Raw genomic sequence first — 15,716 nt, 5'->3', positions numbered from 1 at the left:
CGTTATTTTTGCTGCTTCTGCCAGTCTGCTCGTTTTTGATAATAAAGCTGGGCGGCCGTTTCCCAATGCTCTTTGTCAGTCGGCTGAATCTCACGGATCAGACGGGCTGGATTGCCGCCGACGATCGTATTCGGCGGCACATCTTTTGTGACGACGGAACCAGCAGCGACGATGGCATGTTTGCCGATCGTGACACCTGGTAAAATCGTACTATTGCCTCCGATCCAAACGTAATCTTCGACGGTGATCGGTAGGCCAAATTCCAAATCTTGACTGCGGATCACAGAATCGATCGGATGGCCGGCTGTATAGAAGCTGACCCGTGGTCCCACCATCACATGATCACCAATCAGAATCTTATTGACATCTAAAAAAATGCAATCCATATTGGCATAAAAGTGATCACCAATCTCAACATGGCGACCATAGTCGACAAAAAGGGGTGGTTGGACAAAGCAATGCTGCCCAAATTTGCCAAAGAGTGCTTTTTCTTTGGCGATGATTCCTTCTCGGTCATCGACTGGTAAAAGGTTGATTTCCTGGGCACGTTTTTTCCCCTCCACTGAGCCATTCTCAGGGAGAATACCGGCAGCTTGATACAGTTGACCAGCCAACATCGCTTGATAATCAAAATCTTCTTTCATTGCAAAATCCTTTCTAAGACGGTAAATCGTCGGTGGTTAATTCAATCAAATTGCCTTCGGGGTCTTGGACAACTGCTTCATAATAGCCATCGCCTGTCATACGAGGACCATTTAAAAGAGGGTAGCCATCTTCAACAAACCGTTGAGCGTATCGATCAACGTCAGCTTGATCACCTACTTCAATCGCAAGGTGAGTGTAGCCTAAGCTCTCACTGACACGAGGACTTAAAAATTTCTTGGTCGTTAATTCTAACCGACTTCCAGAATCAAAGGTCAAAAAATAGGACTGAAAGCCTGTTTTCGGATTATGATATTTTTGGTTGCTGACCGCCTGAAAGTAGGTTTCATAAAATGTTCTCATTTTTTCTAAATCATTGACATATAGTGCGATGTGTTCAATTTTCATTATTGACAACTCCTTTAATAAGCAACATGCGTCGTTCTTTCTTCGTTCCTTTTTGAACTTAGTAAACTTTGTTTAATAAGTTGCTTCTATTTATACCTTTGTTAACAAAATTAATAAAGGTGTATTCCCAGCTTTTTATCTGTTAAAATAGGAGCGTTGAGGGGGAGAAAAATGAAAGCTTATCAGCCAACGACCATTAAATTACATAATCAGGCAGTATTGCTGGATTTGCTAAAACAGCAGCAAGCGCCTGTGACCAAGCGCCAACTGGCAGATGCCTCTCAATTAAGCGTGGTAACAATCAACAAGCTGCTTCCTGAATTGATTGAAAAGCAGTTGCTTTTGACGACGGATCAACCGCAACGAACGGGAGGACGTCAAGCTGCGGCTTACCAGTACAATGCGCAACGGACACTGTTGTTGATCATTCAGTTTATCGAAGAAGACCAGCAGATCGTGATTCGTTTTTCAGTCGTCGATCTCGTCGGGAACATTTTGCATCATGAGCAGTCAGCAGAGGGCCGATTGCCGCAGTTCTTGCAAGTGATTCGTCAGATAAAACAGGAATACCCGAAAATCAGCTTGGCAGTCGTGGGAATTCCTGGTGTGGAAATTGCTGGAAGACTGAAGATCATGGATGCTCCAGCATTTAAGGACATGGCGCTAGGGGAATTGATTGAAAAGGAGATCGCTGTAAAAACGCTTATTGAGAATGACGTGAATGCTGCGGTATTTCATTTCAAAGAAGAGAAAAAAATCGTGGCTGGCATTTATTTTCCGAAAAATTATCCGCCAGGTGCGGGACTGGTCATCGACCAACAGCTCTTTAAAGGAGCCAACCATTTAAGTGGCGAAATCAAGCATTTGCCGCATCTCTACACGGCTTCTTACCCTTTGGCAACAGAGGCGATCCCAGAACAAGTGACTGCCACTCTTCAAGCGATCGTGGCAGTGACGGACCCGCATCAAGTCATTTTGTTTTTGCCCTCTGAATGGCAGGCGCTCGTGTCGCGCTCCTTTTTGGAAAAGCAGCTGGCAGCAGTGTTTCAATATGGCGTCTTGCCAAAATTACACTTTTCCGATCGGTTTTCAGAAAATTATTTGGATGGGTTGATCACGATGGGAATCGAAGCAGCTGGCTTAGGGCTTTGATTCCCAGCATTCAACTGGTACTGAGGAGAAAAACTGCCGCTGCTTCCTTTATTCATAAGTAGCGGCAGTTTTTTTGAAAATACGAGAACTCACAGCTTGGCGAGTTTCTGTGCTTTTTCGGTATTCGCAAAATGCAGTTTGGCATATTGGCCTAATAGTGCTATGCCACCTTGCTGCAGTAATTTTGCTGCAACTTGATCAGCAGCTGCGTGGGCGCCAGAAGGCAAGCGCAAACCGACTTCTTTAGAGGCTGCATCTAATTCATCCAAAAAGACTGTACGACATAAAATAGAGGCTGCCGCTACTGCTAAATGATATTGTTCACCTTTCGTCGCAAAATAGAGCTTTTCAGTGACCGCTCCTTGTTCCGACTTTAAATAGGTGCGATAATTTTTTTCGCTCGTGAACTGATCGATCAAAATGGCATCTGGTGTCTCAGGAGTAATCTTTTGCAAAAGCAAACGAATGGCTTGATTATGCAAAGCAACTTTCATTCGGACTGTGTTGTATTTTGGTTGGATCTCGTTGTATTTGCTGGGCGTGACGGTGAGCAATTGGTAAGGAACCAATTCTTTGATTTTCGGCGCCATCTTACGGATCTCTGGATCTGTCAGCATTTTTGAGTCCTTGACTCCTAAAGCTTTCAGCTGTGGTAATTGCTCTTTTTTTGCATAGACGGCACAGACCACCAAAGGACCGAAATAACTGCCATTACCGACCTCGTCACTGCCGACGACGCTTTTTTCTCTAAATCCTGCTGGCAACGCAGTGGATGAAACAGTCGCTTTTTTCTTATCTGGTACAGCACTTGCCGTATCGCCCCATAAGGAAGCTTCTTTTTCAGCAGTCGCTCCTTGGAACATGACTTTTCCTGACGTATAAGCAGTGATCGTCGTTGGCCCTTTTTTGGCGACAAACACTGTATAAGGAACTTTCTTAGCTAGCAAATCTCGTTGGTAAAATTGCTGCATCTTTTGGATAGTTGAAGTTGGTACTTTGATAACGATCGTACTCATTTGATTCCTCCTGATTTTTTGTCTTTTTTTAGGTAGACAAAAGGATACTTTAAGATTTTACCATACTTCTTATTCTTTTTTACTAAGACGATCAGCAAACAAACGATTGGCATGGAAATTCATAAGAAAATCACGTATAATAGTTAAGAGTTTGCGACACATGTTCAATAAGTGATAGAATAGAGCAGAATGTAAGCAATGGGAGGAAATATTCCTATGACGGAGCAAAAGAAACGTTATAAAGCAGTTATCGCGAATCAAAGTTACACGATTATTGGACGCGAAAGCAAAGAACACATGGATATGGTGACAAGATTGGTCAATGACCAACTGCTTGAGATCATGCAATTATCGCCACAAACCGATCAAGAACAAGCGTCGATCTTATTAGCGATCAACGCTGTTTCCGACCAGCTGAAAAAACAAGAACAGCTTTTGGTCCTACAAAAAAAGGTGGACGAGCTGCGAGGACAAGCCATTAAAGCAACGGAGCTTGAGAATCGCATTAAGCGGATCGAAGCGATTGAATCCGAAGCACGGAAAGTTCTCGATGAGACAGGTCGCAGTGATGTGGAGATCCATAATCATGTGGAAGCACAACAGATCTTAAATGAACAAAGGAAACGAAAAATTCAAGAAAAGACAGCCCATGGGTAGTGCGGCGTAGAAAGGATACCTAAATGATTGGATTATTTGTCTTGGTTTTGTTGTTGGCAGCCTTTTACGGCGGCGCACGGCGCGGAACCAGTTTACAATTGGTCTCAGTTTTGGGCTATTTGATCTCTTTTTTCTTTGCAGTAGCAAATTACCAAGAAATTGCGAAGAAAATTGAGCTCTATGTTCCTTATATGTCAGTAACGGCGGACTCAAAGTTAAAATACTACGATATGGAACTGGCTTTAGATTTAGACAAAGCCTATTATGCAGCCATCGCTTTTGTGATGGTGCTCTTTGCTGGATGGCTGATCACAAAACTAGTGGTGATTTTTGCAGACAGTTTGCGTTACAAACGCCTACGTTTTTTAGGTGGTTATGACTGGGCAGTTGCGGGTGTTTTGAATGTTATCTTGATGTATATCAATTTGTACATGTTTTTCATGATTCTCTCAATGATCCCGTTTGCCACGATTCAAAATCTGTTTGAAACGAGCGGAACTGCGAATTTCATCGTTGATCGGTCGCCGATTCTCTCAGATTACTTCTATCGATTGTGGATCACAGATGTGATTGGGTAAAAAGCAGGCAGATGGTTGCAGAGCCATTCTGCCTTTTTCTTAGGAACAAAAAGTTAAAACAAAGCAGGTGAGAAAAGAATGAATACTAAGATCCTTGATGTTTTAGGATTTGAACAAGTAAAGAGTCAAATCGGTCAGTATATTGTAACAGCCCAAGGAAAAGAAGCCTTAGCAAAGCTTGCGCCATCAAGTGATGCGCAAGTCATTTCCTCTTGGCTAGCAGAAACAGAAGACGCGATCAAGATCCAACGTTTAAGAGGCGGAATCCCTGTACCAAAGATTGAGAATATTCGTCCCCAAATGAAACGGATCGAAATTGGCGCCGATTTAAATGGCATTGAGTTGGCACAAGTTGCCCGTGTCTTATCAACTACGCAGGAATTGAAACGCTTTTTTGCTGATTTGTCTGAAAGCGAGATTGAATTTTCCCGCTTGTATCACTGGGAAGAGCAGTTGGTGTCTTTGCCAACCTTGAATCGACGCTTGAAAGAAGCTATCGATGAGGATGGCCGAGTCACAGATGATGCCTCTCCAGCACTACGTGGAATTCGCCAATCGATCCGACGAGCAGAACGGACGATTCGCGAGACATTGGATGGCATCGTCCGAGGTGGCAATGCAAAGTATCTAAGTGATACGATCGTAACCATGCGAAATGAGCGTTATGTGATTCCAGTCAAACAAGAGTACCGAGGTGTTTTCGGCGGGGTAGTCCACGACCAAAGTTCCTCTGGTCAAACCTTGTTTATCGAACCGAAACAAGTAGTGGAACAAAATAACCGTTTGCGCCAGCATCAAATTGCGGAACGGGATGAAATTACACGTATTCTAGCAGAATTGTCAGCAGAGTTAGCCCCATATCAAAGAGAGATTCTCCATAATGCGTATGTGATCGGGATCATGGATTTCATGAATGCCAAGGCTCGTTTTGGAAAAGAGATGAAGGCAATCGTACCAGCGATCAATCAAGACAACCATGTCTTTTTTAAGCAAGCACGTCATCCATTGATCGATCAAGAAAAAGTCGTTCCTAACGATATTACGATTGGAAAAGACTATCAAGCCGTTGTCATTACTGGGCCGAATACCGGTGGGAAAACCATCACCTTAAAAACATTAGGGCTATTGCAGATCATGGGCCAAGCTGGTTTACCAATTTTGGCAGAAGAAGAAAGCCAAATGGGTGTCTTCAATGAGATTTTTGCGGACATTGGGGATGAACAATCCATTGAGCAAAGTCTATCGACTTTTTCTTCTCATATGACAACGATCGTTGAAGTGTTGAAAAAAGTCGACGAGACAAGCTTAGTTCTCTTTGATGAATTAGGCGCAGGAACCGATCCTCAAGAAGGGGCGGCACTAGCGATTGCGATTTTGGACGAACTTGGGGCTAAGTCGGCTTATGTCATGGCGACGACCCATTATCCTGAATTGAAGGTTTATGGCTATAACCGATCCAATACGATCAATGCCTCTATGGAATTTGATGTTGATACCTTAAGTCCGACCTATCGCTTGTTGATCGGGGTTCCAGGACGAAGCAATGCGTTTGAAATTTCGAAAAGACTTGGCTTGCCAGAGACGATCATTGATCAAGCCAAAGAGATCATGGATGGAGAAAGCCAAGACCTGAATGAAATGATCGCTGATTTAGAAAATCGAAGAAAAATGACGGAAACCGAGTATCTTGAAGTCCGTCATCATGTAAAAGAAGCGGCCCGCTTGCACCAAGAGCTAGAAGCAGCCTATAGTTATTTCTTTGAAGAACGTGAAAAAGAATTGGCGAAAGCTCGTCAAAAAGCCAATCAGATCGTTGAAGAAGCCAAAGAAGAATCTGAAAAAATCATTGCCGATATTCGTAAAATGCAGTTAGCCGGCGGTCAAACGAAGGTCAAAGAACACGAGCTGATCGACGCGCGCACCAAATTATCAGGTCTACAGCAAGAAGAACATCTGCAAAAAAACAAGGTTCTGCAAAAAGCCAAGGCAGCCAAGACGCTGAAAGAAGGAGACGAAGTGCTCGTAACTTCTTATGGGCAGCGAGGAGTCTTGTTGAAAAAAGCAGGCAAAAATCAATGGCAAGTCCAAATCGGTATTTTGAAAATGAATTTGCCAGAAACAGATCTCCAACCAGCAGCGCCAGTGAAGGAGCCTACACAGCGTATCGTCAATACGATTCGTTCTGCTGACAGCAGTCCAGTGGTCAATCAGTTGGATTTACGAGGCAAGCGGTACGAAGAAGCCCTCAATGAAGTGGATCAATATTTGGATGCGGCGATTTTGGCAGGTTATCCGCAAGTGACGATCGTCCACGGAAAAGGAACCGGTGCGCTGCGTCAAGGGATTACCGATTATTTGAAAAACCATCGCTCGGTGAAAAGTTTTGAATTTGCGCCAGCAAATCAAGGGGGCAATGGGGCGACCATTGTGAAGTTTAACTAACCTTTAAGAACCCTTACCTTTTGTAAGCAGACGATTTTAAAAAACTTCCGATACGTGGTATACTTTTTTTAGTTTTAAAAATGGAGGGGAAGTACGATGGCAAAAGAAATTACTGATAAAACTTTTTCAGAAGAAACCGATAAAGGCTTAGTCCTTATTGATTTTTGGGCAACTTGGTGTGGTCCATGTCGGATGCAAGCGCCGATCTTGGAACAATTAGCGAATGAATATGAGGAAGACGAATTGAAGATCGTGAAAATGGATGTGGATGAAAATCCTGAAACACCAGCTTCATTCGGGATCATGTCTATTCCAACTTTGTTGTTGAAAAAAGACGGCCAAGTCGTTGATAAAGCAATTGGGGTGCATACAAAAGATCAATTGAAAGCTTTAGTTGCGGAACATATGTAATAGAAGAAACGTTTTTGAAGCAATAGCCGAAAGTGGCTATTGCTTTTTTTATTTTGGGGACAAAGTCTTTGAAGAATGCCTTTGACGTTTCTAACTTCTACTCTTTGTTCCATGCACTGCTGTTGGGGTTCACTCAATTGCTAACGAGAAAAGTGAGAATGAACATTAAGAAAGCAGTCATTCTCCAGCAATGTTAGCAGATCAGAAAAAAAAGATTGACGCTGGTTATATCATTCGATAATATATCATTAAGTGATATAGCTAGTGGGACGGAGGAATCAAATGGATGAGGCATTGACAGATTCAACCTATTTGATTTTATTAGCGCTTTTAAAGCCGAAACATGGGTATCTCATCATGAAACAGATCCATGAGCTAAGCCAAGGGACGTTTGAGATTGGTCCCGCAACGATGTATACGATTTTAAAGAAGCTGACGAAAAAGGGGTGGATCGATTTAGAGGAGAGCGTTGACCGAAAAAAAATCTATCAGATTACACCAGAAGGAAGACAAGTTCTGGAGAAAGATATTCAACGGCGCAAATTATTTTACCAAATCGGAGAACAGGTTTTCGAAGCGTTAGGGGGAGAGCAAGATGGGCATCAATAAGAAATACCTTCTTTCACTTGGTGTAGCCTATTACCCAGAAAAGGAAATGGTTCGTCTGCAAAAACAAGCGTCGTCAGGGTGGCACTTTGTGAAGATGAATCGGTTAGGGTTTTTGAAGTTTATCAAAGGAGACCCAGAAACGACCAAATATGCAGTAGACTTTTTCGAAGGAGAGCCCTCTGAGATCGTTGATTACTTAGCGATGTATCAAGCAGGAGGCTGGACTTATATCAGCAACTATAAAGATCGCTATTTTTATTTTAAAGCGTCTCCTGACACACCTGCGATTTTCAGTGACCAAGAAAGCTATCAAGAACGGATCGATAATGAAACTCGGTATTTAATGAAAAAATCGATTCTACTTTCGGTGATCAGTTTAGTGATATTAGCAGCAATTTATTTTCTAATCCGTTATTTCAATATTCGCACAAATCCATTTTGGTCCTTTGGACTAGGTTTGATTACGGGGCTGGTGTTTATCCCGATTGGGGTAGGATTAACCACGATCCTGATGAAATTCTTATATAAAAATCGAGCAAGTTATTACAATGAACCAGAGAAACTGGCGAAGCGTCAACGAGTGATCCGCGATACCGTCATCTTGATGTTTGTCGGAGCGATCATTGGCGCCGGTATCGGCTTTTTCTTTAGTGATATATTTTATTAGACAGGGAAGGTGAGCATGTGTTAGAAGCAAAACAATTAGTAAAAACATTTGGCGATTATACAGCAGTCGATCAATTGTCCTTTACCATCAATGATGGACAGATCATGGGCTTGATTGGTCAAAATGGTGCTGGTAAAACGACGACATTCCGATTGATCTTGGATTTCTTGAAAGCTGATCAAGGGGAAGTATTGTGGGATGGCCACAAAATTAGTGAAAAAGAATACAATCTTATTGGTTATCTGCCAGAAGAACGCGGCTTGTTTCCAAAAGTAACGATTGAAGATCAATTGATCTATTTCGCGCGGTTACGAGGCAAGAAGAAAGAAGACATCGTACCAAAAATCGACTATTGGATGGACAAATTTAAAGTCAAAGGCAAGAAAACTGATAAAGTCAAATCGCTATCAAAAGGAAATCAGCAAAAAGTTCAGCTGATCTCAACGTTGATCCATGAACCAAAATTGGTGATTTTAGATGAACCATTTAGTGGGTTAGACCCCGTCAATGCAGAACTGTTGAAAAATGGGATCATTGAACTGAAAAAAAATGGCTCATGTGTCATTTTCTCCAGTCATAATATGGATAATGTGGAAAAAATCTGCGATCACTTGATTATGCTGCGGGATGGTCAAACCGTCTTAAACGGAAAAGTTCATGAAATTCGTGAATCCTTTGGGCGGACGAAAGTCTATTTAGAATCCAACTTGACGAAAGAACAGCTCTTGGCAGTGGCAGGTGTCGAGGAAGTTCTTGCCAGAGAAGATGGCAGCTATGATATTACGATTGCTGATCCTGCAGTAGGAAAAACCTTATTTGATTTAGCAACGGCGGATGGTTATATCCCTATGTTCAATCAACAACCGCCAACGTTAGAAGAAATCTTTAAGCGGAAGGCGGGAAAAATAAATGAGTAAGTTTTGGGTAATCGCATTAGATGTTTATAAAAAAAATATCAAATCAATTTCGTTTTTGATTATGATTCTCGTGCCATTTATTGCAACGGGGGCATTTTATCTCATTGGTTATTTTGCTGATGGTATGAACAGTGTCGACAAAATTGCCGTTTATGCGAATGAACCAGCCATTGCGCAGACCTTTGTGGACCAAAGCGGCGATGATTTTGAATTTGAAATTGTTGACAGCGAAGAACAAGGGCAGCAACAGATGGCAGACAAAGATGCTGATGCTTTGTTACTTATTACTGCTTCAGGGGATACGCTCCAAGGGGAATTACTAAGCGAGTCCTCAATGGGGCAAGCATTAGAGCTGACGATCCAACAGTTATTGACGGGGTTGCAGTCTTCCTATAGAGCTAGTGAGCTTGGCTTGACTGCTGAGCAAGTGGCAGTCCTTAGTGAAGTCGCACCGCTTGATCGTCAAAAAGTTTCCTTCGGTGAAGATGGCGAAATGACTTATGGGGAAGACAATACCGCGATGCAATCACTAGTAAGTATGATCGCAACAATCATCCTCTTTTTCTTTATCATTACTTACGCACAGATCATTGCACAAGAGATCGCTTCTGAAAAAGGAACACGCATCATGGAAGTCATTTTGTCTAGTACACGGGCGCAAATCCATTACTATGCCAAATTGACTGGTGTAATCATGGTTGCAGCGACCCAGCTAGTTGCTTATGTTGCGATTTTTGGCGGGAGCTATTTCTGGATCAAGGATAACCCAATGGTAAAAGACTTGTTGGCAAACTTTTCGACAGATGGCATTTTTGGTCCCTTCCTGGTGTTTGCGATCGTTTTCGTCTTCTTAGGAATTTTGATCTACTCGGTCTTGTCAGCCCTTTGCGGGTCGTTAGTGAACAAAGCAGAAGATACGGCGAAAGCCATCATTCCAGTAACGTATCTTTCATTAGGCGGGTATATGCTTGGAATCGTGCTAGGCGGTATGGATCCTCATAACGTGGTCTTGCGAGTAACTTCCTATGTACCATTTTTATCTTCCTTCATTATGCCAGTACGGCTTGCTAATGATACAGTGGGTATCGGCGGTGCATTGATTTCAGTAGGGATTCTTGCTGTTACCACAATTGTCCTGATGCTGGTTTCTGCAAAAATGTACAAATCAAATGTCTTGATCTATAACGACAATGGCATTTTAGCAACGTTGAAACAATCACTAGTGTTAATGAAAAACGAGAAATAAGCAAAACGCCCGATCCTTTTCGTGATCGGGCGTTTTTTATTCGCTAAAATCTAGAAACAAGGGGCAAGACTTTAGAATTCCTGCACTAAAAAGTTGAAGATCGATTGCTCAGAAGGCAGCTTGTGAGCGGCTAGCTCAGGATGCCACTGAATGCCTAAAATCGGTGCGCCATAGGCAGTGGATTCAATGGCTTCAACGACACCATCAGGAGCGGTGGCAATCACGTTGAAATCATCCGCAACTGTTTTGACCGCTTGGTGATGAAAAGAATTGACGTGATAGGTTGTGCCTAAAAGAGCAGCCAAACGACTGTCTGCCTTGATTTTTACCCGATGTGTAGGGAATTGAAAGAACGTCGGCAATTGCACGTGTTTGATCGTTGGGTGATCGATCAAAGAGAGATCTTGGTACAAACTCCCGCCAAATGCGACATTGAGTAACTGCATGCCGCGGCAGATTCCAAAGATCGGTTTGTTTTGAGCCACTGCTTCTTTGATCAATGCCAATTCAAAGACATCACGATCAGGATGAATACCTTGAATCAAGGGATGAGGATCTTCGCCATAGTGAACAGGGGAGACATCGTGACCACCGGCTAACAAGAGTTTATCGATTTTGCTGATGTAAGTCGCAGCATCTTCCACGACACCCATTGGTAATAATAGGGGAATGCCTTGAGCTTGTTGGATATGGGTCACAAAATTTTTGGGTGTATAGGACAACCAATGTTCTGCTTCTTCAATCATTGGTCGTTCATTGGCAGCGATGCCGATAATGGGTTTCATTTGATCAAACCTTTCTACTAGTAAATGAATCGAAATGAATCGAAAAAGAAAAAAGGACACGAGGTCCTTTTTTCGATCACCTTCGCTTTATTTTTCGCGAATAACTTCGATTTTGTAGCCATCAGGATCTTTCACAAAATAGTAAGATGGAGAAGTCCCTGGTAGTCCTTTCAAGTCAGTGACGTCAAATCCGGCAGCTTGGTGCTTCTCATGAAGCGCTTCTAGATCATCGGTACTGATGGCGATGTGGCCATAGCCGTCGCCTAACTCATAGCCAGGATGGTCATAGTTATACGTCAACTCTAGCTCGTAATCATCACCAGGCAAAGTTAAGTAAACCAAAGTAAATTTATGTTCAGGAAAATCACGACGGCGAGATTCTTCAAAACCAAAGGCAGTTTGATAAAAATCTAGAGAAGCCGTTAAGTCTTTGACGCGGACACATGTGTGAGCCATTTTCATGGGTAAATCATCCTTTCGATCTTGATAGTTGTATGATAACATATTTTCTCTTTTTGTAACGAATAAAAGACAACCGAGCGTTATTTCCAGCTTGTCCAGACTATTGGCATAGGGTAAAATGGAAAGAAAGTGTTGGTGGAGGGAATCATGCCAGAAAAGGAAATTGTGTTCGGGGAAAAAGAAGCGGGAAAACCATACAAATCACGCTACGGGGCGTATGTCGTTCTTCCAAATGAAAAAAATGAAGTGATCTTGGTGCAAGCACCCAACGGCGCCTATTTTTTACCAGGCGGTGAAATTGAACCAAATGAAAGCAAAGAAGAAGCGATCCAGCGAGAATTAATAGAAGAACTTGGATTTGAAGGAGAGATCGCTGAGTATCTAGGGGAGGCAGTTGAATACTTCTATTCGCGCCATCGCGACACGTTTTACCATCACCCCGGCTATTTCTATTTAATGACCAAATGGAAAAAAGTCTGTGAACCGACAGAAGAAACCAATCAGTTGTCATGGCACACGCCAGAAGAAGCGATCCAACGATTGAAACGCGGCAGCCATAAATGGGCAGTTGAACAGTGGTTGGCAAAATAAAAAAGTCAGGCTTCCGATAAAATGGAAACCTGACTTTTTTTACACTTAGTTATTTGCTAAAACATACTTGTTGATTACTTCTGCCACACCATCTTCTTCGTTTGAAGCAGTTAGGACATCTGCGGCATTTTTCACGTTTTCAGTAGCATTGGCCATCGCCACACCGATACCAGCATATTCCACCATGGTTAAATCATTTTCATTATCGCCGATCGCCATGACTTCTTCTTGTTTGATGCCTAAGTGCTCCGCCAATTTTTTGACAGCAGCTCCTTTATGGGCTTGTTTATTTAGGACTTCCAAGAAGTAAGGAGCACTTTTAACCACATTGTAGTTGTCGGTCAAACTACTCGGCAATTGTGGGATGATCTGATCCAGTATTTCGGAATCATCGATCATCATCATTTTGATGATATTCAAGTCAGCAGTCATTTCTTCTGGTGTCCGATATTTCAATGGCATGTTGACTAAGAAGGCTTCATAAATCGTGTAAGGACTGATATCGCGGTTAGCGGTATACATGGTATCCTCAGTTTCTACATGAAGGTGAACCCCTAATTTTCTCGCAGTCATCTCAACAAAGAGATAGTCATCTTGGGACAAGCCGAATTCAGAGATGATCTCTTGATTTTTGGTTTTTTGAACCAAAGAGCCGTTGTAGGTAATCACGAAATCATTGTCCGTAAATAAGTCTAGTTCCTTCAATAAATCTTGGACACCAGTTAAGGGGCGTCCCGTACACAAAACGATGCGCACGCCTTGTGCTTCTGCGTCTTTTAATGCTTTGTAAACTGCTGGAGTGATCTTGCGGTCGTTGTTCAGCAGGGTGCCATCGATATCGATGGCGATCAGTTTGACACTCATAAGTTCCTCCTAGTGGCTTGGTTTGATCAAAGCACCATTGCGAATGTGCTTGGCAAACTCTTGATACGTCTCTCCAAATAAATCATAGTGATTTTGGATGTTGGGGTCAATCATTTCTTTTGGAAAATAAAAGCGTTGGTCACCTTGGGTTTGTCCTGCTAAGGCTGCAACAAGTTGACTGGCTTGGGATAATTCTACAAGGGAACCATCTTTTTCCTGTAATTCGATCTGTGTCCGATGCTTACCAGAAGTTGGTCGATAAAAATCATAAGGCAGATCGAAGCTTGAATTGATGGCAGTATAGTAGCGGGGATTGAAGCCGACTTTTTCCACCAGTCCCTGCATTTCTTCAATCATCGGCAACTGCGTCTCATCGTCAAAGCGAGCGGATTTTAGCGGTTTACGATTTAAGAACCGCTTGGCTAAATCGCTGAGGATCGGATCATTCTCTTCCGTCCATTGGGTAAAGTAGGTATTCAACACGCCATCGTCGAGTTTCAAGTATTCATCTAAAGTGAATTCTTGTTTTAAAAATGGGAGAAGCAGTTGCGAATGGCTTTGAAACATTTCCTGATCCACTTGATAAAGTTCTGCAGCACGATCCAGCAAGTGGGCTAAGATCACTTCCATCCCTCGAGAACTCGCATGGAAATAAACTTGCACATACATTTGGTAACGACTGACGATGTAGTCCTCCACAGCGTGCATGCCATTCATAGAAAAAGCAATACCGCCTTCGTACGGACGAATCACTCGTAAAATTCTGGTCAGATCAAACGTGCCGTATTCAGTGCCGGTAAAATAAGCATCGCGCAGCAAGTAGTCCATCCGATCAGCATCGATTTGACTGGAAATCATTTGAACGACTTGGGGATTTGGATAGGTTTTAGTGATGACACTTGCCACTTTCTCAGGAAATCCAGCCTCCACTCGGTTCAATATCTGATGAACTTCCGTTTCAGGAGAAGTGATGATCGCCACTGTGATGGCTTCATGGTCTGTATGGAAAATATGCTCAAAGGTGTGGGAGTATGGACCATGGCCCACATCATGAAGCAATGCTGCACACAAGGTCACTAAACGCTCCTTATCATCCCAGCCGTTCGGTCCAACTTTTTCAATCGAATAATTGCGTTGGAAAATATCGCAAATGCGGCGGCTGATTTCATAAACCCCCAAGGAGTGAGAAAAGCGGCTGTGTTCTGCTCCGTGAAAGGTGAAAGAAGCAGTCCCTAGTTGTTTGATTCGTCGCAAACGCTGCACTTCTTTGGAATTGATCAAGTCTAAAATCACTTGGTGCTGCACATGGACATAGTTGTGAACAGGGTCACGAAACACTTTTTCTATCGCTAAGGTTTGATATTTATATGGTAGGCTCATCGCTAAACTCCTTTATTGGTTGGTTTCGCTTTTCCATGCCAGCTAAGCGTTGCTGCATTTGTTCGCTAAGGTTATTTTCTGAAAGCCATTGATCCAGTGATTTAAGCGGATATAGAGATTGGTCTGTGATCAAGGAAAGCAGGGCTTTTTGCAAGCGGTCAATCACCTCTTGTGTGGTAAACTTACGGCCGAGGGCTGCTTCTAAAGTGGTCATGCTCGCAGGATTGACGGCTGGATAGCCATCTTTACCAAAGCGCTCTTTCAAACCTGCTTGGTAAAAACGACGAACGAGAGAACCGCGGGCTGGTTGGTCGCCATTGATGCTCAGATACATCATGACAGCCACGCCATCTTTGATCCGTCGTTGTGCTGTACCAGCAATTTTTTTTCCATCAATACTCAGGTCATAGGTGCCTGGGCAATACGAGTCAGCAATTTCATAAGCCAAAATCGTCCGCTCAGGAAAGGCGGTTTGCAACAATGTCGCCATCATTTCATAGGCTGCATCCGTAGTGGCAGCCAAATGTTTAGGGAAAATGAGGGAGACATTCAAAATACCGGCATCATTGATGACCCCAAGCCCGCCTGAGTTGCGGATGATCGAGGCATAGCCAGCTTCTTTCAAAACCTGCAGACCAGCTGTCAAAAAAGGCAACCTGGTATCTTTCATTCCTAAAATCATCGTATCGGACAACTGCCAAAAATGACAATAAACTTGTTCCTGTTTGCCAGCAGCTTCGGTGGCAACATCGGTGAAGGCAAATGGCTCATAAGGATTGTGGATACGTGGTAAGGTTTGATCCATTATATAGATAGTCAAATCGGTTAAACTCCTTTAAAAATACCTGTTATCCTTATTATATACGATTCTTGGAAAATTACTTGGAGA

The 15,716-nt window shown here is 42.9% G+C and carries 18 protein-coding genes; 10 read left to right on the top strand and 8 right to left on the bottom strand.

All coding sequences use genetic code 11. The features are described 5' to 3' along the window. Positions 1-2: 2 nt before the first annotated feature. Together A5878_RS12990 and A5878_RS12985 are read right to left on the bottom strand one after the other, a co-directional pair. Positions 3-644 carry a sugar O-acetyltransferase gene (locus A5878_RS12990; RefSeq protein WP_005234309.1) on the bottom strand — a complete coding sequence of 214 codons (642 nt, stop codon included), beginning with the start codon at positions 642-644 and terminating at the stop codon, positions 3-5. Positions 645-657: 13 nt separating this feature from the next. After that, positions 658-1,050, bottom strand: a complete 393-nt coding sequence (locus A5878_RS12985; protein WP_086295658.1) for a VOC family protein — start codon at positions 1,048-1,050, stop codon at positions 658-660. A gap of 171 nt (positions 1,051-1,221) precedes the next feature. Between A5878_RS12985 and A5878_RS12980 the strand changes: the two genes are divergently transcribed. Continuing rightward, complete coding sequence (locus tag A5878_RS12980; RefSeq protein WP_086295657.1) at positions 1,222-2,202, top strand: ROK family protein; 981 nt, start codon at positions 1,222-1,224, stop codon at positions 2,200-2,202. 89 nt (positions 2,203-2,291) lie between these two features. Here the strand turns inward: A5878_RS12980 and rnhC are convergent, their stop codons facing one another. Continuing rightward, complete coding sequence (gene rnhC, locus A5878_RS12975; RefSeq protein WP_086295656.1) at positions 2,292-3,218, bottom strand: ribonuclease HIII; 927 nt, start codon at positions 3,216-3,218, stop codon at positions 2,292-2,294. Between the two features lie 216 nt (positions 3,219-3,434). Between rnhC and zapA the strand changes: the two genes are divergently transcribed. From zapA to A5878_RS12935, 8 genes are all read left to right on the top strand, one after another. Continuing rightward, complete coding sequence (gene zapA / locus A5878_RS12970) at positions 3,435-3,875, top strand: cell division protein ZapA (RefSeq protein WP_005228634.1); 441 nt, start codon at positions 3,435-3,437, stop codon at positions 3,873-3,875. 23 nt (positions 3,876-3,898) lie between these two features. Next, on the top strand, positions 3,899-4,453 hold the full coding sequence (locus A5878_RS12965) for a CvpA family protein (protein WP_005228642.1): 555 nt from the start codon (positions 3,899-3,901) through the stop codon (positions 4,451-4,453). Between the two features lie 78 nt (positions 4,454-4,531). Continuing rightward, positions 4,532-6,895 (top strand): endonuclease MutS2, encoded by a 2,364-nt coding sequence (locus A5878_RS12960; protein WP_060792829.1) that lies wholly within the window; start codon positions 4,532-4,534, stop codon positions 6,893-6,895. Between the two features lie 96 nt (positions 6,896-6,991). Then, a complete protein-coding gene (gene trxA / locus A5878_RS12955; protein WP_005228645.1) occupies positions 6,992-7,306 on the top strand; it encodes a thioredoxin in 315 nt (104 codons plus the stop codon). Positions 7,307-7,588: 282 nt separating this feature from the next. Further along, on the top strand, positions 7,589-7,915 hold the full coding sequence (locus A5878_RS12950) for a PadR family transcriptional regulator (RefSeq protein WP_015510192.1): 327 nt from the start codon (positions 7,589-7,591) through the stop codon (positions 7,913-7,915). After that, the gene (locus tag A5878_RS12945) at positions 7,902-8,582 is read left to right on the top strand and encodes a DUF2812 domain-containing protein (RefSeq protein ID WP_060792830.1); all 681 of its coding nucleotides are present in this window, start codon (positions 7,902-7,904) and stop codon (positions 8,580-8,582) included. The genes A5878_RS12950 and A5878_RS12945 overlap by 14 nt, the downstream gene beginning before the upstream one ends. 17 nt (positions 8,583-8,599) lie before the next feature. After that, positions 8,600-9,499, top strand: coding sequence for an ABC transporter ATP-binding protein (locus A5878_RS12940; RefSeq protein ID WP_060792831.1), 900 nt, complete (start codon positions 8,600-8,602; stop codon positions 9,497-9,499). Next, positions 9,492-10,745: an ABC transporter permease gene (locus A5878_RS12935; protein ID WP_005228656.1), complete on the top strand. Its 1,254-nt coding sequence runs from the start codon at positions 9,492-9,494 to the stop codon at positions 10,743-10,745. The genes A5878_RS12940 and A5878_RS12935 overlap by 8 nt, the downstream gene beginning before the upstream one ends. 71 nt (positions 10,746-10,816) lie before the next feature. Here the strand turns inward: A5878_RS12935 and A5878_RS12930 are convergent, their stop codons facing one another. Further along, entirely contained in the window at positions 10,817-11,530 is a 714-nt protein-coding gene (locus A5878_RS12930; RefSeq protein WP_060792832.1) for a gamma-glutamyl-gamma-aminobutyrate hydrolase family protein, read from the bottom strand. Between the two features lie 87 nt (positions 11,531-11,617). Then, positions 11,618-11,992: a VOC family protein gene (locus tag A5878_RS12925; RefSeq protein WP_005228659.1), complete on the bottom strand. Its 375-nt coding sequence runs from the start codon at positions 11,990-11,992 to the stop codon at positions 11,618-11,620. Positions 11,993-12,139: 147 nt separating this feature from the next. On the opposite strand from A5878_RS12925, the gene A5878_RS12920 reads away from it, so the two are divergent. Further along, positions 12,140-12,583, top strand: a complete 444-nt coding sequence (locus tag A5878_RS12920; RefSeq protein WP_060792833.1) for an NUDIX hydrolase — start codon at positions 12,140-12,142, stop codon at positions 12,581-12,583. A gap of 45 nt (positions 12,584-12,628) precedes the next feature. Here A5878_RS12920 and yidA read toward each other — a convergent pair whose 3' ends face one another. Genes yidA through A5878_RS12905 form a run of 3 tightly spaced genes read right to left on the bottom strand, consistent with a single transcriptional unit; the run spans position 12,629 to position 15,632 of the window. Continuing rightward, entirely contained in the window at positions 12,629-13,447 is an 819-nt protein-coding gene (yidA, locus tag A5878_RS12915) for a sugar-phosphatase (protein ID WP_086295655.1), read from the bottom strand. A gap of 9 nt (positions 13,448-13,456) precedes the next feature. Continuing rightward, a complete protein-coding gene (locus A5878_RS12910) occupies positions 13,457-14,827 on the bottom strand; it encodes an HD domain-containing protein (RefSeq protein WP_010749809.1) in 1,371 nt (456 codons plus the stop codon). Then, positions 14,811-15,632, bottom strand: a complete 822-nt coding sequence (locus tag A5878_RS12905) for a lipoate--protein ligase family protein (protein ID WP_060792835.1) — start codon at positions 15,630-15,632, stop codon at positions 14,811-14,813. Before A5878_RS12905 ends, A5878_RS12910 begins: the two co-directional genes overlap by 17 nt. Between the last annotated feature and the right edge of the window lie 84 nt (positions 15,633-15,716).

It is taken from the genome of Enterococcus sp. 3G6_DIV0642, assembly GCF_002140635.1.
Classification (GTDB): domain Bacteria; phylum Bacillota; class Bacilli; order Lactobacillales; family Enterococcaceae; genus Enterococcus_D; species Enterococcus_D casseliflavus.
This window is presented reverse-complemented; position numbering and strand designations above follow the sequence as displayed.

Bases quoted from the DNA above. Each gene is read 5' to 3' on its own strand.
- A5878_RS12990 (WP_005234309.1), bottom strand. From the start codon at position 644: ATGAAAGAAGATTTTGATTATCAAGCGATGTTGGCTGGTCAACTGTAT.
- A5878_RS12985 (WP_086295658.1), bottom strand. From the start codon at position 1,050: ATGAAAATTGAACACATCGCACTATATGTCAATGATTTAGAAAAAATG.
- A5878_RS12980 (WP_086295657.1), top strand. From the start codon at position 1,222: ATGAAAGCTTATCAGCCAACGACCATTAAATTACATAATCAGGCAGTA.
- rnhC (WP_086295656.1), bottom strand. From the start codon at position 3,218: ATGAGTACGATCGTTATCAAAGTACCAACTTCAACTATCCAAAAGATG.
- zapA (WP_005228634.1), top strand. From the start codon at position 3,435: ATGACGGAGCAAAAGAAACGTTATAAAGCAGTTATCGCGAATCAAAGT.
- A5878_RS12965 (WP_005228642.1), top strand. From the start codon at position 3,899: ATGATTGGATTATTTGTCTTGGTTTTGTTGTTGGCAGCCTTTTACGGC.
- A5878_RS12960 (WP_060792829.1), top strand. From the start codon at position 4,532: ATGAATACTAAGATCCTTGATGTTTTAGGATTTGAACAAGTAAAGAGT.
- trxA (WP_005228645.1), top strand. From the start codon at position 6,992: ATGGCAAAAGAAATTACTGATAAAACTTTTTCAGAAGAAACCGATAAA.
- A5878_RS12950 (WP_015510192.1), top strand. From the start codon at position 7,589: ATGGATGAGGCATTGACAGATTCAACCTATTTGATTTTATTAGCGCTT.
- A5878_RS12945 (WP_060792830.1), top strand. From the start codon at position 7,902: ATGGGCATCAATAAGAAATACCTTCTTTCACTTGGTGTAGCCTATTAC.
- A5878_RS12935 (WP_005228656.1), top strand. From the start codon at position 9,492: ATGAGTAAGTTTTGGGTAATCGCATTAGATGTTTATAAAAAAAATATC.
- A5878_RS12930 (WP_060792832.1), bottom strand. From the start codon at position 11,530: ATGAAACCCATTATCGGCATCGCTGCCAATGAACGACCAATGATTGAA.
- A5878_RS12925 (WP_005228659.1), bottom strand. From the start codon at position 11,992: ATGAAAATGGCTCACACATGTGTCCGCGTCAAAGACTTAACGGCTTCT.
- A5878_RS12920 (WP_060792833.1), top strand. From the start codon at position 12,140: ATGCCAGAAAAGGAAATTGTGTTCGGGGAAAAAGAAGCGGGAAAACCA.
- yidA (WP_086295655.1), bottom strand. From the start codon at position 13,447: ATGAGTGTCAAACTGATCGCCATCGATATCGATGGCACCCTGCTGAAC.
- A5878_RS12910 (WP_010749809.1), bottom strand. From the start codon at position 14,827: ATGAGCCTACCATATAAATATCAAACCTTAGCGATAGAAAAAGTGTTT.
- A5878_RS12905 (WP_060792835.1), bottom strand. From the start codon at position 15,632: ATGGATCAAACCTTACCACGTATCCACAATCCTTATGAGCCATTTGCC.